The organism is Streptomyces sp. NPDC088910 (assembly GCF_044749865.1).
GTDB lineage: Bacteria > Actinomycetota > Actinomycetes > Streptomycetales > Streptomycetaceae > Actinacidiphila.
This window is the reverse complement of sequence record NZ_JBIVIV010000011.1, coordinates 106,533-125,100: the sequence shown is the minus strand read 5'-3', so window position 1 is coordinate 125,100 and position 18,568 is coordinate 106,533. Positions and strand designations below refer to the sequence as shown.

The 18,568-nt window shown below is 73.0% G+C and carries 21 protein-coding genes and 1 pseudogene; 15 read left to right on the top strand and 7 right to left on the bottom strand.

What is annotated here, in order from left to right; all coding sequences use genetic code 11:
• Nucleotides 1-163 precede the first annotated feature (163 nt).
• The 8 genes from ACIP4Z_RS24645 (at nucleotide 164) to ACIP4Z_RS24610 (ending at nucleotide 6,576) form a co-directional block, all read left to right on the top strand.
• Nucleotides 164-841: an ArsR/SmtB family transcription factor gene (locus ACIP4Z_RS24645; RefSeq protein WP_401311496.1), complete on the top strand. Its 678-nt coding sequence runs from the start codon at nucleotides 164-166 to the stop codon at nucleotides 839-841.
• Complete coding sequence (locus ACIP4Z_RS24640; RefSeq protein ID WP_355339229.1) at nucleotides 838-1,383, top strand: dihydrofolate reductase family protein; 546 nt, start codon at nucleotides 838-840, stop codon at nucleotides 1,381-1,383. Before ACIP4Z_RS24645 ends, ACIP4Z_RS24640 begins: the two co-directional genes overlap by 4 nt.
• A gap of 72 nt (nucleotides 1,384-1,455) precedes the next feature.
• Nucleotides 1,456-2,184 (top strand): SRPBCC domain-containing protein, encoded by a 729-nt coding sequence (locus tag ACIP4Z_RS24635; protein ID WP_355339231.1) that lies wholly within the window; start codon nucleotides 1,456-1,458, stop codon nucleotides 2,182-2,184.
• Between the two features lie 178 nt (nucleotides 2,185-2,362).
• On the top strand, nucleotides 2,363-3,397 hold the full coding sequence (locus ACIP4Z_RS24630; protein ID WP_401311492.1) for a thaumatin family protein: 1,035 nt from the start codon (nucleotides 2,363-2,365) through the stop codon (nucleotides 3,395-3,397).
• A 322-nt stretch (nucleotides 3,398-3,719) separates the two neighbouring features.
• Nucleotides 3,720-4,406, top strand: a complete 687-nt coding sequence (locus ACIP4Z_RS24625; protein WP_401311489.1) for an alpha/beta fold hydrolase — start codon at nucleotides 3,720-3,722, stop codon at nucleotides 4,404-4,406.
• Nucleotides 4,407-4,603: 197 nt separating this feature from the next.
• Nucleotides 4,604-4,966 carry a DUF1304 domain-containing protein gene (locus ACIP4Z_RS24620; protein WP_355339239.1) on the top strand — a complete coding sequence of 121 codons (363 nt, stop codon included), beginning with the start codon at nucleotides 4,604-4,606 and terminating at the stop codon, nucleotides 4,964-4,966.
• Nucleotides 4,967-4,971: 5 nt separating this feature from the next.
• Complete coding sequence (locus ACIP4Z_RS24615; RefSeq protein ID WP_401311486.1) at nucleotides 4,972-5,559, top strand: TetR/AcrR family transcriptional regulator; 588 nt, start codon at nucleotides 4,972-4,974, stop codon at nucleotides 5,557-5,559.
• 216 nt (nucleotides 5,560-5,775) lie between these two features.
• Nucleotides 5,776-6,576 (top strand): L,D-transpeptidase family protein, encoded by an 801-nt coding sequence (locus tag ACIP4Z_RS24610; RefSeq protein WP_401311483.1) that lies wholly within the window; start codon nucleotides 5,776-5,778, stop codon nucleotides 6,574-6,576.
• 172 nt (nucleotides 6,577-6,748) lie between these two features.
• Here ACIP4Z_RS24610 and ACIP4Z_RS24605 read toward each other — a convergent pair whose 3' ends face one another.
• Nucleotides 6,749-7,354 carry a DUF4291 domain-containing protein gene (locus ACIP4Z_RS24605; protein WP_401311480.1) on the bottom strand — a complete coding sequence of 202 codons (606 nt, stop codon included), beginning with the start codon at nucleotides 7,352-7,354 and terminating at the stop codon, nucleotides 6,749-6,751.
• A 284-nt stretch (nucleotides 7,355-7,638) separates the two neighbouring features.
• On the opposite strand from ACIP4Z_RS24605, the gene ACIP4Z_RS24600 reads away from it, so the two are divergent.
• Together ACIP4Z_RS24600 and ACIP4Z_RS24595 are read left to right on the top strand one after the other, a co-directional pair.
• Nucleotides 7,639-8,028: a nuclear transport factor 2 family protein gene (locus ACIP4Z_RS24600; RefSeq protein WP_355339250.1), complete on the top strand. Its 390-nt coding sequence runs from the start codon at nucleotides 7,639-7,641 to the stop codon at nucleotides 8,026-8,028.
• Nucleotides 8,029-8,031: 3 nt separating this feature from the next.
• Nucleotides 8,032-9,015 carry an LLM class flavin-dependent oxidoreductase gene (locus ACIP4Z_RS24595; protein ID WP_401311477.1) on the top strand — a complete coding sequence of 328 codons (984 nt, stop codon included), beginning with the start codon at nucleotides 8,032-8,034 and terminating at the stop codon, nucleotides 9,013-9,015.
• Nucleotides 9,016-9,124: 109 nt separating this feature from the next.
• On the opposite strand, the gene ACIP4Z_RS24590 is transcribed toward ACIP4Z_RS24595, so the two are convergent.
• From ACIP4Z_RS24590 to ACIP4Z_RS24580, 3 genes are all read right to left on the bottom strand, one after another.
• Nucleotides 9,125-10,201 (bottom strand): phosphatidylinositol-specific phospholipase C domain-containing protein, encoded by a 1,077-nt coding sequence (locus tag ACIP4Z_RS24590; RefSeq protein ID WP_355339256.1) that lies wholly within the window; start codon nucleotides 10,199-10,201, stop codon nucleotides 9,125-9,127.
• A 189-nt stretch (nucleotides 10,202-10,390) separates the two neighbouring features.
• The gene (locus ACIP4Z_RS24585) at nucleotides 10,391-10,714 is read right to left on the bottom strand and encodes an AzlD domain-containing protein (RefSeq protein ID WP_401311474.1); all 324 of its coding nucleotides are present in this window, start codon (nucleotides 10,712-10,714) and stop codon (nucleotides 10,391-10,393) included.
• Entirely contained in the window at nucleotides 10,711-11,424 is a 714-nt protein-coding gene (locus ACIP4Z_RS24580) for an AzlC family ABC transporter permease (protein WP_401311471.1), read from the bottom strand. Before ACIP4Z_RS24580 ends, ACIP4Z_RS24585 begins: the two co-directional genes overlap by 4 nt.
• Nucleotides 11,425-11,503: 79 nt before the next feature.
• Between ACIP4Z_RS24580 and ACIP4Z_RS24575 the strand changes: the two genes are divergently transcribed.
• Entirely contained in the window at nucleotides 11,504-12,139 is a 636-nt protein-coding gene (locus tag ACIP4Z_RS24575; protein WP_401311468.1) for a helix-turn-helix domain-containing protein, read from the top strand.
• 47 nt (nucleotides 12,140-12,186) lie between these two features.
• Here the strand turns inward: ACIP4Z_RS24575 and ACIP4Z_RS24570 are convergent, their stop codons facing one another.
• Together ACIP4Z_RS24570 and ACIP4Z_RS24565 are read right to left on the bottom strand one after the other, a co-directional pair.
• Complete coding sequence (locus tag ACIP4Z_RS24570; RefSeq protein ID WP_401311465.1) at nucleotides 12,187-13,164, bottom strand: hypothetical protein; 978 nt, start codon at nucleotides 13,162-13,164, stop codon at nucleotides 12,187-12,189.
• A 108-nt stretch (nucleotides 13,165-13,272) separates the two neighbouring features.
• Nucleotides 13,273-13,740, bottom strand: coding sequence for a hypothetical protein (locus tag ACIP4Z_RS24565; RefSeq protein ID WP_401311462.1), 468 nt, complete (start codon nucleotides 13,738-13,740; stop codon nucleotides 13,273-13,275).
• Between the two features lie 156 nt (nucleotides 13,741-13,896).
• On the opposite strand from ACIP4Z_RS24565, the gene ACIP4Z_RS24560 reads away from it, so the two are divergent.
• Nucleotides 13,897-14,655 carry a crotonase/enoyl-CoA hydratase family protein gene (locus ACIP4Z_RS24560; protein ID WP_401311459.1) on the top strand — a complete coding sequence of 253 codons (759 nt, stop codon included), beginning with the start codon at nucleotides 13,897-13,899 and terminating at the stop codon, nucleotides 14,653-14,655.
• A 92-nt stretch (nucleotides 14,656-14,747) separates the two neighbouring features.
• Nucleotides 14,748-15,247 (top strand): annotated as a pseudogene (locus ACIP4Z_RS24555) (ATP-binding protein); the annotation flags it as partial.
• 250 nt (nucleotides 15,248-15,497) lie between these two features.
• On the opposite strand, the gene ACIP4Z_RS24550 reads toward ACIP4Z_RS24555, so the two are convergent.
• The gene (locus ACIP4Z_RS24550) at nucleotides 15,498-15,992 is read right to left on the bottom strand and encodes an anthrone oxygenase family protein (RefSeq protein ID WP_391163703.1); all 495 of its coding nucleotides are present in this window, start codon (nucleotides 15,990-15,992) and stop codon (nucleotides 15,498-15,500) included.
• A gap of 399 nt (nucleotides 15,993-16,391) precedes the next feature.
• On the opposite strand from ACIP4Z_RS24550, the gene ACIP4Z_RS24545 reads away from it, so the two are divergent.
• Together ACIP4Z_RS24545 and ACIP4Z_RS24540 are read left to right on the top strand one after the other, a co-directional pair.
• Nucleotides 16,392-17,438, top strand: coding sequence for an AraC family transcriptional regulator (locus ACIP4Z_RS24545; protein WP_401311456.1), 1,047 nt, complete (start codon nucleotides 16,392-16,394; stop codon nucleotides 17,436-17,438).
• Nucleotides 17,439-17,559: 121 nt separating this feature from the next.
• Nucleotides 17,560-18,483 carry a LysR substrate-binding domain-containing protein gene (locus tag ACIP4Z_RS24540; RefSeq protein WP_355339283.1) on the top strand — a complete coding sequence of 308 codons (924 nt, stop codon included), beginning with the start codon at nucleotides 17,560-17,562 and terminating at the stop codon, nucleotides 18,481-18,483.
• Nucleotides 18,484-18,568: the final 85 nt, after the last annotated feature.

Genomic DNA, 18,568 nt, shown 5'->3' with positions numbered 1-18,568 from the left:
GGTGGGACCGTCCGGCGCCTCCCATGGGACCGGGCAGTGCCCTGCCCCCATGGGACCGGCCAGTGCCTACCTCAGCCTGACCGCTACCCGCGCCGAAGGCCGCTCGCCCACCGACAAGAGAATGCGTCTGGACAAAAAAAGTTTTCGGTGAGACGCTGAAGCCATGTTGGACGTGAGCGTGATCGAGAACCCCGAAGCGGCGGCGACGTCGCTGGACCCGATACGGTCCCGGCTGCTGGCCGAGCTGGCGGCGGGCCCGGCATCGGCGACGATGCTCGCGGCGAGGGTGGGGCTGCCGCGGCAGAAGGTGAACTACCACCTCAAGGCGTTGGAGAAGCACGGCCTGGTCGAGCTGTCGGGCGAGCGCAAGAAGGGCAATGTCACCGAGCGGCTGATGCGGGCGACCGCGGCCTCGTACGTGATCTCGCCGATGGCGCTGGCCGCCGTGCAGCCCGATCCGGCCCGCTTCCGCGACCAGCTCTCGGCGCGCTGGCTGCTGGCTGTCGCCGCCCGGCTGGTGCGGGACGTCGGCACGCTGATCACGGGCGCGGACCGGGCGCGGCAGCGGATCGCGACCTTCGCGCTCGACGGCGAGGTCCGCTTCGGCTCGGCGGCGGACCGCGCCGCGTTCGTGGACGAACTGACCCGCGGCATCGCCGCGCTGGTCGCCAAGTACCACGACGAGGAGGCCGAGGGCGGGCGTCCGCACCGGATCGTCGTCGCCCTGCACCCCACGGTGAAGACCCCCGACGCCCCCGCCGTCACGAGCGGTGGCGCCGATGCCTCCGCTGTCGAACCGGCCGTCGGCCGGCCCACCACACCCCCTGAGGAAGCGTCATGAGGAAGCTTGTCGTCAGTGAGTTCCTGTCCGCCGACGGAGTCATGGAGGCGCCCCACGAGTGGCACGGGCCGTACTTCGACGATGACATGGCCGGTGCCGTGTCCGCCCAAATGGACGCGTCCGACGCCCTGTTGCTCGGCCGCACCACCTACGACGGCTTCGCCGCCGCGTGGCCCGCGATGGCCGGCCAGCCCGGCGGCGACCACATGAACGGCATCGCCAAATTCGTCGTCTCCAGCACGCTGGAGAAGGCCGAATGGAACAACTCCACCGTCCTCAGCGGAGATCCGGCCGCCGCCGTCCGCGAGCTGAAGCAGCGGGACGGCGCGAACATCACCGTGATGGGCAGCGCGACGCTCGTGCAGTTGCTGCTCGGGCAGGGCCTGGTGGACGAGTTCGACCTGCTGGTGCACCCGATCGTGGTCGGCCGCGGCAAGCGGCTGTTCCAGGACGGTCTGCCGCAGACCCCGTTCACCGTCGTTTCCTCCGAGATGTTCGCGTCCGGCGTCCACCACGTCGTCTACGCGCCGCGGAAGGCGTAGGGCCGGTCCGCCCTCCCGCACCCGCACGGCCCCCATCCGCGTATCCCCTGGAGCAAGGAGCTCTGAACAACCATGTCCAAGCACTTCGAGATCGTCCGTGAATTCGAGGTCGACGCCAGCCCGTCGCAGGTCTGGGACGCCATCACCACCGGTACCGGGGGCTGGTTGTGGCCCATGGAGTACGAGCCCAAGGAGGGCGGCGCGGCGCCGTTCGGCGGGACCGTGGTCGCGTGGGACCCGCCGCACCGGCTGACCGGGCGCACCGAGGACGCCGAGGGCATCTCGGTGCAGACCTTCAACCAGGTCGACCACCTCATCGAGCCCCGCGAGGGCGGCGGTTCATGGGTGCGGTACGTGCACAGCGGCATCCTCGTCGAGGACTGGGACAACCAGTACGACGGCGCGAACAAGCACACCGACTTCTACATGCACACCCTGCGGGAGTACCTGCGGTACTTCACCGGCCGCATCGCCGTTTTCGGCGGCGCGGAAGGCCCGAAGGCGTCCGGCGCGCCCGACGCCTTCGAGACGGCGGCCCGCGCGCTCGGGCTGGCGGACGACGCGGCCGAGGGCGCGACCGTACAGGTCGAACTGCCGGGCGCTGGACGGGTGGAGGCCGTGCTCGACTTCCGCAACCCGTACTTCATCGGGCTCCGCACCGACCAGGCGATGTACCGCTTCTTCGGCCGCAACCACTTCGGCGCGACGGTCGGCGTGAGCGTGCACGACTTCGCGCCGGGCGCCGACGCCGAGCGGATCGGCGCGGACTGGACGCGCTGGCTCGCCGGGGTCTACGCGTAACGCCCCCTCCCGCGGCCGGAGTCGGGCCTTCGCCGTACCGGAAATCCGTTATCCCCGCCGCTCACCGGCCGTCTCCTGATCGCCGGTGAGTCGGCATGTGCGGGACGTACGGGATGCGCTGGCCACAGGCATCAACGGTATTGACGGCGGCCACGGCGGCCACGGCGCGGAGGAAGCGATGGGACGCAGAGCTCGGCACGGCGGACGATCACGGCGCGGTGCCGTGTCGGCGGCGGTGGCGCTGGCCGTCGCGGCCCTGTGCGTGGCGGTCTGGGTGGTCTCCGGCCAACGGCCTGGCGGCGGTTCGGCCGACACCTCGGCCACGGCGGGCGCCGCGCCCGTATCGGCGGGGCAGGTCACGACCACGGCCGCGCCGTCCGTGACACCGACCGTCACCGCCTCCGCGACGACCGCCGCCAAGAAGCCGAAGCCGACCGCTTCCCGGCAGCCCCCGCGGCCGACCGCGTCGCGCACCGCCGCGTCGCCCGCCGGTACGAAGCTCCCACCGCGTTCCGGCACCCGGGTGTTCACCTTCGTCAACGACGTGGACCAGACGATCTGGCTCGCCTCGGGCGAGCAGACCGCCCGGCCCGCGCTCACCACCACCGGCTGGGTCCTGCGCCCTGGGCAGACCCTCGGCGTCCGCGTGCCCGACCACTGGAACGGCCGCTTCTGGGGCCGTACCGGCTGCTCGTTCGACGCCTCGGGCCGCGGCCACTGCGAGACCGGCGACTGCGACGGCCGCTTCCAGTGCCCCGGTTACGGGGTGATCCCGGCGACGCTGGCGGAGTTCAACCTCAACTCGTGGGACGGGATGGACTTCTACGACGTCAGCCTCGTCGACGGCTCCAACCTCCCGATGTACATCAACCTCGTCGGCGGTACGACGAAGGACCCGATCTCGGCGAACGGCTGCTCGGCCGCGGGCTGCACCCACGCCGTGGACTGTCCGGCCGCCCTCCAGGTGACGTCCGGTGGCCGGGTGGTCGGTTGCGAGTCGCCCTGCGGGGTCTTCGACACCGACCAGTACTGCTGCCGCGGCACGTGGGCGCCGCGCTCGATGTGCCTGCCCGACCAGTGGCCGGTGAGGTACGCGGATGTGTTCAAGAAGGCCGAGCCGTTCGCGTACTCGTACGTGGACGACGACGCGACCAGCACCTTCACCAGCCGGGGCGAGGCCGGGTACCGGATCACTTTCGGGCTGAGCCGCTGAGCCGGTGAGCCGCTGAGGCGGTGATGCGCTGATGCGGTGAGCCGCTGAGCCGGTGAGCCCGTGAGGCACCCGAAGGGCCCGACCGGCCTGTCGGGGAGGACGTACCGACGCCGTATGTCAGGGCGGAGTCGGGGGCGGGAAGGGCGGCGGCCGTGACCGGCGCCGGGACGACGACGCGGGCGGCGCGGAAACCGCCGTCGTCGGCCCGGCCGACCGGGGACGGCCGCCGCCGATCCGCGATGAGTTTCGGCCGCGCCCGCGGTCCTATGGGGAGCAGCGGGCCCGTGTCCCGGGCGCGCCCCGACGAAAGCAGGCGTGAACGATGGCGACTTTCGTACTCGTCCCCGGCGCGGACGGCCGCGCCTGGGGCTGGCACCGGCTCGTACCGGAACTGCGCGCCCGCGGGCACGAGGCGGTGACGCTCGACCTGCCCGAGGACAGCGCCGCCGACCTCGACGCCTACGCGGACGCGATCGTGGCGGCGTGCGGCGACGTCGACCGGCTGGCCCGGCCGCTGGTCCTCGTGGCGCTGTCGCTCGCCGGATTCTCCGCGCCGCTGGCCTGCGAGCGGCTGCGCGCCGACCGGCTCGTACTCCTCAACGCGATGGTGCCGCTGCCCGGCGAGACGGCGGGGGAGTGGTGGGACCACACCGGCCAGCAGGCCGCCCGCGAGGCGTACGCGCGGGAGGAGGGACGCGACACCGCGTTCGACATGCGCGTCGACTTCTTCCACGACGTGCCGCGGGAGATCACCGAGGAGGCCATGAACTCCGCCCCGTCGGGCGGCGCGCCGGAACGGGTCTTCACGCAGCCGTGGCCGCTGACGGCGTGGCCCGATGTGCCGACCCGCTTCCTCCAGGGCGCGCAGGACCGCTTCTTCCCGCTGGAATTCCAGCGGCGGCTGGGCAAGGAGCGGATCGGCGTGGACGTCGAGGAACTGCCCGGCGGGCATCTGCTCGCGCTGAGCCGACCGCGCGAGCTGGCGCAGGCGCTGGTGCGGGACGTGTGAGCCGCGTGCGGCCGACCGCGTAAAACGGCGACTGCCCGGCGCAGAGGCGACTTCCCCCGGCCTGGAGGGACTTCCTGGCGCAGACGCGACTGCCCGGCGGGCTTCCCGGCAGGGAGAGGGGTTTCCGACTTCCTGTACAGTTGTCTAGGAAGTCGGAGAGCGGGAAGTCCGGTCAACGGAAGGCGTGGTGCACGGTCGTGAAGGTCGTCGCGGGAATCCTGGTCGGCGCGGTCGCCGCCTTCCATGTGTACGCGCTCGTGCTGGAGATGTTCCTGTGGCGCGGTCCGCGCGGCCGGGCGCTGCACGGGCTCGACGACGAGGGCGCCAGGATCACCGCGCCGCTCGCCGCCAACCAGGGCCTCTACAACGGCTTCCTGGCCGCCGGACTCGTCTGGGGCCTGATCGCCTCCGACCCGGTGGGCTTCCAGGCCCGGGTGTTCTTCCTGTGCTGTGTGATCCTGGCGGGTGCGTACGGCGCGGCGACCGCGTCCCGCAAGATTCTCTTTGTGCAGTTCGCGCCCGCGGTCGTGGCGCTGGCGGCGGTGCTTGTGGCTGGATGAGGGGTGTGATCGCTACGGGTGAGGTGAGCGGGGGGCGCGCGACGTCCGATCCCCGTACGCTCAGGACCCGCGCCCGGCTGCGGGCCGCGCTGCTCGACGAGTGCGCGCAGCGCCCGCTGGACCAGGTCAGCCTGTCGGCGGTGGCGCGCCGCGCGGGGGTCGGCCGGGCGACCCTGTATCTGCACTACGACGGTCTCCAGGCGCTCGCGGTCGACGCCTGCGCCGACGTCGTACGGGAAGCGGTCGACGCGCTGCACGCCTGGACCGCGCCGCCGGGACCTGACGCGCCGCCCGCGCCGCTGGCCGAATTCCTCGCCGTCGTGGCCGGGCGGGCCGACCTCTACCGCGGTCTGATCGCGGAAGGCGGCGGCGGCCCGCTCGGCGCGCTCCTCCACGACGAACTCCGCGCTCGTTCGTTCGCCGACCGCACCCGCGCGGGCGCCCCGTCGCCCGCGCTCGCCGCCTCCGCCACCGCGGCCGTGTTCACCGGCCTGCTCGCCGACTGGCTGCACGGCCGTCTGGACCTTTCGCCGGACGCCTTCGCCGCTCACGTGTGGCGGCTGCTGGTCGCGATCCACCGCGCCGTCCGCTGATCCTTCGCTGACGCCCGGTCAGGGCGTACGGTGTGCGCGGCGGGTGCGGACGGTGGGGGATATGCGGGGCAAATCGGGCGAGAGGTCACCCTGGGTGGTGCATATGGGTCTGAGTTTGCGAGGATCGCCGGGATGACTTCCGCTCCCGCGGGCTCCTTCGCTGAGAGCCGCTCCACAGAAGGCCGTGGCCGAAACCGCCACCGGCGTCGGAAACATGTGCTGCGACGGAGGGCCGGGATCGGCGCCGCCGCGTTCGTCGTGCTGGCGGTCGTCGGCGCCGGATATGTGGTGATGGACCGGCACGGCGCGGGTTCCGCCGCCGCGGACAGCGGCAGGAACGGCGGCTCCGGGCACGGTCAGGCCGCGGTGCCCGGCGCGTCCGCCAAGGCCGCGGGCCCCGGCACCCTGAGCGTCAAGGACGAGGCGCCCACCGTGATCCCGGGCCTCGGCCCCAAGACCCGCTCCGCGATCCCCGCCGCCACCCGGCAGGTGCTGGTGGCCTCGGGCAAGGCCAAGAACTCCGCAGACTCCACCGTCACCCTGTGGTCCCGTACCGCCGACGGCCACTGGAGCGCGGGCGCGGCCTGGCCCGCGCACAACGCCCTGCGCGGCTGGACCGACAAGCACCACTCGGGCGATCTGCACAGCCCCATCGGCGTGTTCACCCTCAGCGACGCGGGCGGCTTCGACGCCGATCCGGGCGCCAAGCTGCCCTACCACCACTCGTCCGCCTTCCGCGCGGGCGGCGTCGGCTTCGACGGCGAGCCGCTGGACGCCGCCTTCGACTACGTCATCGCCATCGACTACAACCGCGTGCCCGGTACGTCCCCGCTCGACGGCACCCAGCCGCTCGGTGCCAACCGCGGCGGCGGCATCTGGGTCCACGTCGACCACGGCGGCCCGACGCACGGCTGCGTCAGCGTCTCCGCCGCGCACATGGTCGACCTCCTGCACACGCTCGCCCCGGCCGACCACCCGGTGATCGTGATGGGCGACCACGCCTCGCTGTCGGCGTAGTCCTCTCCCGGTCTCCGCGACCGCTGACGGATCGCCGAGGCCGCGCATCCGCACGCCCGCCAGCGCACCGCGAATTGCGCCACCATGCCGACGGTGACCCGCCCGAACACGACCGAGAAGACCCACAGGGCGACACCCTCGCCCCGGGCCCCCGCCCACCGCCGCCCACGGGTCAGACACCCGAACTCCCGCCCACCCGCTCCGGCAGCCCGCCCACGACGTCATACGCCCGCTCCTCCGGCACCAGCCGCTCCGCCCCCTCGACGTCCCCGGCCCCGACCAAGCGGTGCACCTCCCGCGCCAGCGGCGTCACATCCCTGATCCCCACGATCCACGTGTCCGCGTACTCCCGCACCGCCTCGCCCGACAGCCCGAGTTGCAGCGACCGGTACGGCAACGGCCGAAGCCGCACGTCCCGTTCGGGGTCCCACTGCACCCGCGCGGGAGCGCCCTTGAGCTGCCGACGCCACGCGTCCCGGTCGGCGTGCACGTCGGGGGAGTAGTGGGACAGACACGCGTGCCGAAGCGCCCACTCGAATCCGTCACGGGTGATCTCCACCGCGAGCACCGTCTCCTGCCCCGCCTTGGCGCCCCAACCGCAGCGGTACATCATCCACAGGAACGACGGCTTGATCCACGTCATGCGGTCCCGGCTCCAGGCGGCGGGGAAGCGGCCGTCGCGGGCGGCGGGGAGGCCGATCGCGGGGGCGTAGGCCTGGTAGACGGTGATCGTGGTGGGGGTGTGGAGGGCGCGGACGCGCCGGGCGGGTTCTCGCATGGGGACACAGTGCCGTCGCGGCGGTGGGGGTGGCCAGCGAATTGCGGGGCGGGGACGCCCGGCGAAGGGGGTGAGGGGAGGGCGGGGGCGGGGCGTTACTCCCCGGGGAGTACGGGTGGGGGCGGGGCGGGTTGACCGGGGGAGTACGGCAGAGGCATACCGCCGGGCGATGCGGCGCGGCGGCGTACGCGGGAGTCTGGTGAGGCACCCCGGACCGGCACACGGGTGGCCGGGAGTCCGGCCTCCGCCGGGGCTTTCGCACCCGCTCGCGAGGAGGCACGGCCATGGAAGACGAGCAGGAGCTGACGGACTTCGCGCGCCGATGGACCGAGGCGGAACGGCGCGGTGACGTGACCGCGCTGGACGCGCTGCTGACCGACGACTTCAGCGCGGTGGGACCGCGCGGCTTCGTCCTCGACAAGAAGCAGTGGCTCGACCGCTACGCCTCCGGCGCGCTCGTCCACGACGCCTTCACCTGGGCCGAGGTGACGATCCGTCAGTACGGGCGGGCGGCCGTCGCCACCGGGGTGCAGGGCCAGCAGAGCATCTTCGACGGGCGGGACGCGGACGGGTACTTCCGGGTGACGCAGACGATCGTCGAGACCGACGGCGTATGGCGGTTGGCCGCACTCCACCTCAGTCCGACCGGCGACCGTCCGGGACCGGAGGCGTAGACGATGCGGATCAGTATCAGTGTCGCCCACGACGCCTGGCCCGAGGGACCGCGGGGCTCCGAACGGCAGTTGGAGCGGGTCGTCGCCACCGCCGACGAGATCGGGCTCGACACGGTGTGGGTCACGGACCATCTGACGCGGACGGACCCGACGCGGACCGACCTGACGCGGACCGACCCGACGCGCTCACCGGACGAGGCGGTCCTGGAGGCGTACGCGACGCTGGGACTCCTCGCGTCGCGCAGTGAACGGGTGCGGCTCGGCGCCATGGCGAGCCCGGTCGGCAACGGCGCGGCCGGCCCGCTGATCACGGCGGTCACGACGCTCGACGTCCTGTCCGGCGGCCGGGCCTGGCTCGGCATCGGCGCCGGATACGCCGACCACCAGGCCGCCGCGCTGGGCCCGCCCGCGCCCGGCGCCCCCGAACGCTTCGAGCGGATGGAGGACGTGCTGCGGCTCGCGCACCGGATGTGGTCGGGCGACGACAGCCCCTTCCGCGGCGCGCACTGCGACCTGGCCAGGCCGTACCCCAGTCCGCTGCCGCTCAGCGGCCCGCACCCGCCGGTGCTGATCGGCGGAAACGGCGAGGCCCGGATGCTGCCGCTGGTCGCGCGGTACGCCGACGCCTGCAATCTGCTCGACGTGCCCAACGGCGGCGCCACCATCCGCCGCAAGCTCGACATCCTCGCCGTGCACTGCCGCAAGATCGGCCGCCCGCTCGGCGACATCGACACATCCGTCAGCGTCAGGCTGCGGCCGCAGGAGTCGGCGGACGAACTCGTCGCGCACTGCCGCCACTTCGCCGGTCTGGGCATCGGGCACGTGGTGCTGGTGCCGGGCGGCCCGTGGACGGAGGCGTCGACGCGGACGCTGGCGGCGGCGCTGCCCGCGGTCCGCGGCCTGCACCGGGAGGAGGCGGCCGGGCCGAAGGCCGGCCGCCTCGACACCTACCGGCCGCCCGCGTTCGACGGCGCCGTCCCCGTCTGAGCGGAACGGGAAGGGTAGGCGGAGAAGGAACGGCACCCCACGGCCGGCGGTCGCCGTGGGGTGCCGTGCTGCGCGGCCGAGGCCGCGGCCGGCCCTGGAACCAGGACCGTCAGCCGTTGCCGCGCGGCAGGACGAGCGACTGGATCTGGGGAAGCCCCTTCCAGTCGTTCGAGGCGATCGTCGCGTGCGCCGCGGCGAGTTGGGCGATCCGCGCCTGAGCGTCGGCCGGGGACGGATTCGCGTCGTCCAGGGCGGGCGCGACATTCTGCGAGTCGGTCATCACGAGCAGGTAATGACGCGCGTCGTACCAATTCGTGTCGACGTTGAGGAACGCCGAGGCGTCACCGTCGAAGATCACGAACCACGGGCGCAGCGAGGCGTCGGAGTAGCGCGAACGCGGGTCGCCCGACTGCACGTTGTGCACGGTCGGGAAGACCTGGGCGGTCGAGACGTGCCCCTTGAGGTAGCTCGCGTACTCGACGTCCGTCCACAGCGTGTCGGTCGGGTTGTTCTCCTCGACGGTGCCGGGGATGATCTCCAGGATCACCTTGCCCGCGAGTTGCTGCCGCGTCGGCCAGTTGCCCGCCTGGGCGGCCTCGTCGAGCGTGCCGTAGCTGCCGCCGCCGGGCTTGGCCAGCAGGTCGGACGGCTTGAACACCAGGCTGCCGAGGTGCGCGCTGATCGACTGGTCCAACTTGGCAGGGCTCATGCCGAGGTTGGCCTGGAAGCCCGCCTTCATCTCCAGCTTGATCATCAGCGGCGCGTGGCCGGGGTGCGCGCCGAGCCAGACGCGTACGTCGTCCAGGCAGCTCTCCAGGTCCTTGTTCGCGCCGCCCGTGTAGAGCTGCGACGGCGAGGACGCGTCCACGCAGTTGTTGCCGTTGCTGGTCAGGCTGGAGTGGCTGACCTTCCACTCCTGGGTGAAGAAGTCGTCCCACACGTCCAGCTCGATCAGCGACGTGCCCGTGTCCAACGCCTGGGCGAGGTACGGGAAGGCGGCGGGGTCGTAGGTGTTGTGCAGGCCGGACGTCGTGGCGCCCGAGAACGGCAGGGAGCCGGTGTCAGCGGCGGACGCGGATGCGCCGCCTCCGGCTCCGGCGACGGTGAACGCCAGGCATGTGGTGAGCACGCCGAGCAGCGCCGTGCGCAGTCGTAGGGAAACTCGTCGGGACAGCGGACCGGTCACGTGTCCTCCAGTGGGGGGTGTCTCTCCGTCCGGACGGTGACTGCCGAGCGTGAATCGACGGAGACATGTCACGTAACACGATCTGGAATCCGGCTGTCAGCTACGAATCGAGCCGATCTTCAACGGAATTGACGCCACGTCAGGGGCGCTTCGGTGGGTTGTGGGGCCCGCGTCACGTCCGTACCGCTTTCAGCTCGCGCCCAGCAGCCGCAGCGCCGCCGTGGTGGCCGCGGCGGCGAGCACCACCACGAGGAAGGGTGCCCGGCGCCACGCGCACAGACCGCCGACGGCGACCCCGGCCGGGCGGGTGGCTCCGGCGAAGCCGTGGCCCTCGGTGAGGGTGGAGGTGGCGACCAGGGCGGCGAGCAGCACGACGACGCAGAGCGCCATCAGCCGTTCCAGGCGCGGCGAGAGAGTGACGCGGGCGCGCAGCACGGGCCCGGCGAAACGGAAGGCGAAGGTGCCCGCGCCCAGGGCGACGGTGGCGAGCAGCAGGCTCGTCCCCGTACTCATCGTCCCGCTCCGGTCCGCACGGCGGGGTCCGGCTCCTCGCGACGACCGCCCGCCCGCGCCGCTCCGACCCCGGCCAAGGCGAGCAACACCGGCAGTCCGGCGGGCAGATACGGCGTCGCGACGAGCGCGAGCACCACTCCGGCCAGCGCTGCCCTGCGCGTCGCGGAGTCACCGAGGGACGGCAGTACCAGGGCCAGCAGTACGGCGGGGAAGGCCGCGTCCAGCCCGAAGGCGTCGGTGTCGCCGACCGCGCCGCCGCCCAGAGCGCCCAGGGCGACACCGGCGTTCCAGCAGACGAACAGGCCGATGCCGCACGCCCAGTACGCCGCCCGCCGCCGTTCGGGTTCGCGCTGGGCGAGGGTGAAGGCCACGGTCTCGTCCGCCATCAGATGGCTGCCCGCGATGCGGCGGAGCGGCCCGGCGCCGAAGACGTCGCCGACCGCGAAGCCGAACGGTACGTGCCGCGCGTTCACGAGCAGGCCCGCGACGACCGCCGCCACCGGATTGCCGCCCGCCGCGACGATGCCGATGAACATGAACTGCGACGCGCCCGCGAAGACCACCACCGACAGCAGCATCGGCAGCCACACCGGCAGGCCGAGCCCCACGGCGATGGCGCCGAACGACACCCCGACGACGGCATCGGCGACGCAGACCAGGGCGATGTCCCGCACCAGGTCCTTCTCCGGAGTTCGCCATATCGAACGCATCGCCGTCTATAATGAACGGAGCGAGGATCGTTCGTCAAGGCGAACGAGTGGACTAGTTTGGCGAACGAAGGGTGCGGCGATGGCGGCGGACAAGGGGGCGCACGCGTCAGGAGAGTCGGGGGAGCCGGGACGCGGCGCGGACGAGAGCGGACGGGAGCGGCAGAGCGGGCGGGCACCGCTGGCGGCCATCGCGGAATCCCTCCTGCGCGAGCGCCGCCGCGCGGGCCTGTCCCTCGCCGAGGTCGCCCGCCGCGCGGGCATCGCGAAATCCACGCTCTCCCAGCTCGAATCGGGCACCGGCAACCCCAGCGTCGAGACCCTGTGGGCGCTGAGCGTCACCCTGAACGTGGCCTTCGCCCAGCTCGTCGACCCGCCCCGCCCCCGTGTCCGCGTCGTCCGCGCGGGCGAGGGCGTCGCCTTCGCCGCCGAGCGCGCGGATTACGTGGCCACGCTCCTCGCCTCCTGCCCGCCGCACGCGCGCCGCGACATCTACCTGGTGTCCGTACAGCCCGGCACCGCCCGCGAGTCCGACCCGCACGCGCCCGGCATGATCGAGCACGTGGTGCTCAGTACCGGCCGCGCGCTGGTCGGCCTCACGGACGATCCCGTCGAACTCCACCCCGGCGACTACATCGCCTATCCGGGCGACGAGCCGCACATCTTCCGCGCGTTGGAGCCGGACACCCTCGCGGTGCTCGTCCAGGAACACCACTGACGCCGCCCTGAGTCAACTCCGTGGGCGGCGCCCGTGGTGGCGGTGCGTCAGCCCGCGCGGAGCGTCAACGCGGCCGTGTGCAGGGTGCCTTGCGTGCGGAACTGGAGGAACAGCCGCCAGTCGCCCGCCGTGGGAAGCTCGGCGTGGAAGGCCAGTTCGGGGCCGCCGTGATCGCCGTTCACGGCCGTCGTCGGATGCAGGTGCGCGAACGCCAGATCGCCGGCGTGGAACGCCGTCAGGTGCGCGTACGTCCCCAGGTACGGCTGGAGATCGGTCACCGGGCGGCCGTTCCTGGTCACGGTCACGGCCAGCGGATGCGCCATGCCCGCCATGCCCGCCATGACGTCGCCCTTCACCGTCACCGTGTAACCGTCCACCGTGGCGCTGGTCTTGGGCGCGGGCAGCGGCACGGGCGACGAGGCGGCGCCGGGGACCGTGACCGTACGGCTCAGGACGACGTCCGTCCCCTTGCCGGGGCCCGCGTCCGGCGTGAAGGACGCGAAGAACCGCCACGCGCCGGGTGCGAGCGCCGCCAGCCGCGCCGTCCAGGTGCCGTCCTTCGCCATCCCCGGATGCACGTGCTGGAAGCCGGTGAGATCGGACCGGACCGCGTAGAAGTGCATCCGCTGCGTCTGGTCCAGCGCGAAGGCGGTCAACGGCCCGCCGTCGGGCGCGGTGACGGAGAAGCGGTACGTGGCGGGCGCGCCGGAAGGCAGCCGCGCGTCGGGGGAGACGAGGCGGTAGCCGTCGCGGTCGGCGGACAGGCCGTTGGCGGAGGCTGGGGCGTCCATGCCGTCCATGCCGTCCATGCCGTCCATGCCGTTCGTGGAGGGCGTGGACGGCATGGAGGGTTTCGAGGGCATGGACGCGGTGGGCGACGTGCGCGACTCGGGTGACGACGCCGGGGCGTGGCCGTGCGCCTGGCCGGCGGTCGTGGATGAGCCGCCGCCGCAGGCGGTCAGGCCGAGCAGCAGAGCGCAGGTCGCGGCGCTGGCCGCGAGGAGAGCGGGCCGGAGTGTTCGCATGATGCTCTTTCGGGTGAGCGCGCGGAAAACGGCGCGCATATGGATGCGATGCGGACGGATGTGAGGGCGCGACACCGCACCGGGAACTCCCCGGCGCGGCGGGCCTCTTCACGTCCGCGCGACGCACACCCGCAGCAATATCGCCCGCCCGCCCGGCGGCGGAGCGCGCCGCCGGTCCCGAGACGGCGCGGTGCCGGAGGCGGCCAACCCCGCCCCCAGCAACGGCGGTACGGCGGAGGCGACCTGCGCCCAGCCGGTGAGCGGTGCCCGCGCGCGTACGGGCGTGGCCCAACACGTACCGCCGGAGCCGGTCTTGGCGACGTGGGGGGCGGGGGCCTGCGGCCGTACGTGCGGAGTCGAGTGGGTGGTGGCGGCGACGGGCGCGGTAGTGGACATCCGCGCGATACCCATGTCCGTGCCCATGTTCATGGCCATGGGCACGCCGTGGCAGCCCTCGCTCGCGGAAGCCGGTGCGCCGTGCATGAAGAACAGCCCGAGCAGGACCGCGCACACCGCCAACAGCCGGGGCGTACGCGGCCGGTGCGCGTGTGCCGTACCGTCGCCGTCCGCTGTCACCCGGTTGACGATATACCCCCAGGGGGTGTCTTGCTCAGGCGGGTGCCCGCGTGTTAACGCTGCGGGTACACGGTCCATGTGCGATGCCCGCGACACGTAACCACGTAACCACGTAACCATGTAGACACGCAGACGGCCGACCGGAAGGCGCGAGAGATGTCCGTACGCAGCGAGCGCGAAGGCGCCGTCACCACCGTGGTGCTGTCCAGGCCGGAGGCGCGCAACGCGGTGGACGGGCCCACGGCCGCCGCGCTCGCGGACGCCTTCCGCGCCTTCGACGCGGACGAGGAGGCGGCCGTCGCCGTCCTCTGGGGCGAGGGCGGCACCTTCTGCGCGGGCGCGGACCTCAAGGCGATCGGCACCGTACGCGGCAACGCGGTCGTCGACGACGGCGACGGCCCGATGGGGCCGACCCGTATGCGGCTCGGGAAACCGGTGATCGCCGCCGTCTCCGGGCACGCCGTCGCGGGCGGCCTCGAACTCGCGCTCTGGTGCGACCTCCGCGTCGCCGAGGAGGACGCCGTGTTCGGCGTCTTCTGCCGCCGCTGGGGCGTGCCGCTGATCGACGGCGGCACCGTACGGCTGCCCCGGCTGATCGGCGCGGGCCGGGCGATGGACCTCGTCCTCACCGGCCGTCCGGTCGACGCGGCGGAAGCCCTCGCCATCGGCCTCGTCGACCGCGTCGTCCCGCCCGGCACCGCCCGCGCCGCCGCCGAGCGACTCGCGGCCGAGATCGCCGCCTTCCCTCAGACCTGCCTGCGCGAGGACCGGCTCTCCCTGCTGGAGCAGGAAGGTCTGCCCGAAGGGGCCGCCCTGGCCGTGGAGTTGGCCCACGGCCGGATCTCCCTGACCGAGGCGGCGGCGGGCGCCTCCCGTTTCGCCTCCGGCGAGGGCCGCCACGGATCGTTCACCTGATGCCGTACGCCCGCTGTCGGCCGTACGCGCCGGCGCCGTAGTCCTGTCGGGGTCCTCGGGCGGCCGCCCACGTGCCCGTTGTGCTCGCGGGCATGATCGTCTGGCTCAACGGCACCTTCGGCGTCGGCAAGACCACGACGTCCCGGCTGCTCACCGAACTCCTCCCTGACGCGCGGATCTTCGACTCCGAGACGGTCGGCTCCATGCTGCGCCCCGTCCTCGACTCGGTCCCCGTCGCCGACTTCCAGGACCATCCGCCGTGGCGCGCCCTCGTGGTCGAGACGGCCGCGCAGATCCTCGGCTACGTCGGCGGGACGCTGGTCGTACCGCAGTCGGTGCTGGTGCGGGCGTACTGGACCGAACTGCGGGACGGGTTCGCGAAGTCCGGCATTCCACTGCGGCACTTCGTGCTGCACGCCGACCCGTTGACGCGCGCCGCGCGGATCGACACCCCGAGGGCACCGGCATCCGACGCTGGCGGCACGACCATGTCGCCCCGTACGCCGACGCCCTCCCCTGGCTGCGCGAGGAAGGCGAGATCGTCGAGACGGCGGACATCGCCCCCGACGAGGTGGCGCGGCGGATCGCGGCCGCGGTGACCGCCCAGGGCGTGTCCGTGAAGTCGCCTCTGGCTGGCGGCGCCTGGCACGCACGCCCGCCCGCGTCGCCGGAATACCCGAATAGCTCCGCTTTGAGGCCACCCCGGCGCCTTGCGCTCAGGGGCCCCGGACGGAGTCCGGGGAACACCACACGCCGCCTGGACCGCCCATGATCCGCCGGACACGCCTTAGGTCGTAACGGCCGCGAAGCCGCGTGCCGTTCGCCCGTCGGCCCGGCGGGGGTCATCCCCGGCCCAGCCGCAGGGCCCAGGCGAGGCAGCCGAGCGCGGCCGTCGTGGTCAGGACGCGGGCGACGTTCCAGCGCAGCCAGGCGGACTCGAACTGCTCCCGGACGGCGGCGAGATCGCGGATCTTCGACGGGTCGCCCGCGGCGGCGAGCTTGTCGTTGAGCGGGACGTTGAAGCCCATGGTGACGACGAGCGAGGCGGCGTAGAGGGCCACCCCGGCGATGATCCACGGCAGCGCGGGCCGTCCGTCGCCGCGCCAGTGCAGCGCCGCCGCGATCCCGCCCAGGACCAGGGCGCCGCCGAAGGCGAGGCTGAACCAGCCGTTGAGTATGGCCACGTTGACGCGTTGCATGGCCTCCACGAACGTCCGGTCGTCGGAGGCGGCGAGGCCCGGCATGACGGCGACGGAGAAGGCGAAGTACAGGCCCGCCATCAGGCCGGTGGCGAGCGTGGCGGCGAGCAGCACGAGACTGCGGATGTCGCCGGACATGGCAACTCCTCTGGGTCCTCGGGGACGAGCGGTCGGATTCCGGCCCGACTCGGGCCGCTGGTAGGCGGGTTGGCGGTCCCGACCGGAGCGGTCCCGACCGGAGCGGTCCTGCGGGAGCGGCCGCTCCCGGCGCGGCTGCCGCTCCGGGTCCGCCGCGCCGCCGCCGGACATCGGCTGAGGCGGCGGCGTACCGTACGGCCACGCCGCGTAATGCTGCTGGTGCGGAGCCTGTTGAGGTGGCTGCTGAGGTGGCTGTCGAGGTGCCCGCTGAGGTGTCCGGTCGCGGGGCGCGGTATGCGCGTTCGGTGTCATGGCCTCAGTGAAACGGCGGCGAGGGCGGCGGGACCATCGTCGAAAAGCTCACCCCCATGCGTGGGCGTCCAGTCCTAGGCTGGGCGCATGGACGCACTGGCGAATCTGCTGGACGGGCCGCGGGCCCGAGGCGCCTTCCTGCTGCGGTCGATCCTCACCCCGCCCTGGTCGCTGCGGATCGAGGACCGGGCGCCGCTGACGCTGGCCCTGATGGTGCGCGGCGACGGCTGGGTGGTGCCGGACAAGAGCGACCCCGTACGGCTGTGCCCCGGTGACATCGCGGTGATCCGCGGCCCGGAGCCGTACACGGTCGCGGACGCGCCGGCCACCGAGCCGCAGATCGTCATCCATCCCGGACAGGTCTCCGCGACCCCGCAGGGCGTCGAGCTGTGCGACGAGATGGACCTGGGGGTCCGGACGTGGGGTGATGTGCCGCCCGAGGCGGTGGGTAGGGTCGGGGCGCCGGGACCGGTGCGGTCCGTGTCGGGAGCCGTCGGCGCAGGTCAGAGGGGTGCCGGGACCGCCGAGGACTCCGTGGTGATGATCACCGGGACGTATCAGATGCGCGGCGAGATCAGCCAGCGGCTGCTCTCCGCCCTGCCGCACGTCCTGGTCATGCCGGGCGACGCCTGGGCCAGCCCGCTGCCCGCACTGCTCTGCGAGGAGATCGTCAGGGACGAGCCGGGGCAGGAGGTCGTCCTCGACCGGCTCCTCGACCTGCTGCTGATCGCGGTGCTGCGCGCCTGGTTCTCCCGCCCGGAGGCCGGCGCGCCCGCCTGGTACGTCGCCCAGAGCGACCCGGTCGTCGGCCCCGCGCTGCGCCTGCTGCACGACGACCCCGCGCACCCGTGGACGGTCGCGGCGCTGGCCGCCAGGACCGGCGTCTCCCGCGCCGCCCTCGGCCGCCGGTTCACCGATCTCGTCGGCGAACCGCCCATGTCGTACCTGACCAACTGGCGGCTCTCCCTCGCCGCCGACCTGCTGCGCGAGCCGGACGCCACCATTGGCGCCGTGGCCCGCAAGGTGGGATACGGCAGCCCCTTCGCGCTCAGCGCCGCCTTCAAGCGCGTCCGCGGCATCAGCCCGCAGCAGCACCGCGAGGGTGTGGTGGCGGAGGGGAGCGCGGCGTCCTGATCCGTCCGGCGGACTCAAGGGGGCCTTCGGGGGGCGTACGGGCGCCTCGTACGAATCCTGCGTCCCATGCACCGTTCGGTTTGAGCCGGGGTATCGGGCCGGAATTGTTTAGGCTGACTGCATGAAGGACTGGGATCTCCGCAAGCTGCAAATCCTCCGCGCGCTGCGCGACACCGGTACGGTCACGGCCGCCGCGGGCGCGCTGCGGATGACCCCGTCGGCCGTCTCACAGCAACTGGCCGCGCTCTCCAAGCAGATCGGCACGCCGGTGTTGGAGGCGCGCGGTCGCGGCGTACGGCTGACCGGCGCCGCGCACGTCCTGCTCAGACACGCCGAGGTCGTCTTCGCGCAGCTCGAACGCGCGGGCGCCGAACTCGACGGGTACGCACAGGGCGAGGTCGGCGTCGTGAAGGTCGGCGCCATCGCCACGTCCATCACGCGCCTGGTGGTGCCCGCCGCTCGGCTGCTGCGCCGCGACGCGCCCGGCATCACCTTGTCGGTGCGCGAGGCGGAGGCCGCCGAGGTGTACGAGGAGCTGGCCGCCGGAGACGTGGATCTCGCGCTGTCGCTGGCCGTGGACGCGCCGACGGCCCGCGACACGCGCTTCGTGATCGCCCCGCTGCTCACCGACCCGCTGGACATCGCGCTGCCCGCGACGCATCCGCTGGCCGCCGCGCCGGGGCTGCGACTGGCCCAGCTCGCAGAGGACCCGTGGATCTTCGGCAGTCGCGGACCGTGGCGCGAGATCACCCTGGCGGCCTGCGCCGAGGCCGGATTCGTGCCGGAGCAGGCGCACGCCGCCGCCGACTGGCCCGCGATCTTCGCCCTGGTCGCGGCCGGAATGGGGATCGCGCTGGTGCCGCGGATGTCCGCGTCCGGCGCCCTGACCCAGGACTTGGCGGTACGGCCGCTGGACGTGGACCGGCCGCGGCGCCGGATCGTGGGCGCGGTGCGCGGCGGCTCGCAGGACGCCCCGCTGCTGCGGCGGACGCTGGGGGCGTTGCGGCGGGCCGCGGAGCTGGACCCAACCATGCAGTTGGACTGAACAATGGCTTCAGTAAGTTTCGATGGACGTGAAGGGTCGGGTCGGCCGAGAGTAGAGGCATGACGACGACAGAGACGCATGAGAC

Bases quoted from the DNA above. Each gene is read 5' to 3' on its own strand.
- ACIP4Z_RS24595 (WP_401311477.1), top strand. From the start codon at position 8,032: ATGCGGATCAGTATCAGTGTCGCCCACGACGCCTGGCCCGAGGGACCG.
- ACIP4Z_RS24580 (WP_401311471.1), bottom strand. From the start codon at position 11,424: ATGCGTTCGATATGGCGAACTCCGGAGAAGGACCTGGTGCGGGACATC.
- ACIP4Z_RS24550 (WP_391163703.1), bottom strand. From the start codon at position 15,992: ATGTCCGGCGACATCCGCAGTCTCGTGCTGCTCGCCGCCACGCTCGCC.
- ACIP4Z_RS24635 (WP_355339231.1), top strand. From the start codon at position 1,456: ATGTCCAAGCACTTCGAGATCGTCCGTGAATTCGAGGTCGACGCCAGC.
- ACIP4Z_RS24560 (WP_401311459.1), top strand. From the start codon at position 13,897: ATGTCCGTACGCAGCGAGCGCGAAGGCGCCGTCACCACCGTGGTGCTG.
- ACIP4Z_RS24585 (WP_401311474.1), bottom strand. From the start codon at position 10,714: ATGAGTACGGGGACGAGCCTGCTGCTCGCCACCGTCGCCCTGGGCGCG.
- ACIP4Z_RS24625 (WP_401311489.1), top strand. From the start codon at position 3,720: ATGGCGACTTTCGTACTCGTCCCCGGCGCGGACGGCCGCGCCTGGGGC.
- ACIP4Z_RS24605 (WP_401311480.1), bottom strand. From the start codon at position 7,354: ATGCGAGAACCCGCCCGGCGCGTCCGCGCCCTCCACACCCCCACCACG.
- ACIP4Z_RS24640 (WP_355339229.1), top strand. From the start codon at position 838: ATGAGGAAGCTTGTCGTCAGTGAGTTCCTGTCCGCCGACGGAGTCATG.
- ACIP4Z_RS24575 (WP_401311468.1), top strand. From the start codon at position 11,504: ATGGCGGCGGACAAGGGGGCGCACGCGTCAGGAGAGTCGGGGGAGCCG.
- ACIP4Z_RS24570 (WP_401311465.1), bottom strand. From the start codon at position 13,164: ATGCGAACACTCCGGCCCGCTCTCCTCGCGGCCAGCGCCGCGACCTGC.
- ACIP4Z_RS24630 (WP_401311492.1), top strand. From the start codon at position 2,363: ATGGGACGCAGAGCTCGGCACGGCGGACGATCACGGCGCGGTGCCGTG.
- ACIP4Z_RS24645 (WP_401311496.1), top strand. From the start codon at position 164: ATGTTGGACGTGAGCGTGATCGAGAACCCCGAAGCGGCGGCGACGTCG.
- ACIP4Z_RS24545 (WP_401311456.1), top strand. From the start codon at position 16,392: ATGGACGCACTGGCGAATCTGCTGGACGGGCCGCGGGCCCGAGGCGCC.
- ACIP4Z_RS24540 (WP_355339283.1), top strand. From the start codon at position 17,560: ATGAAGGACTGGGATCTCCGCAAGCTGCAAATCCTCCGCGCGCTGCGC.
- ACIP4Z_RS24600 (WP_355339250.1), top strand. From the start codon at position 7,639: ATGGAAGACGAGCAGGAGCTGACGGACTTCGCGCGCCGATGGACCGAG.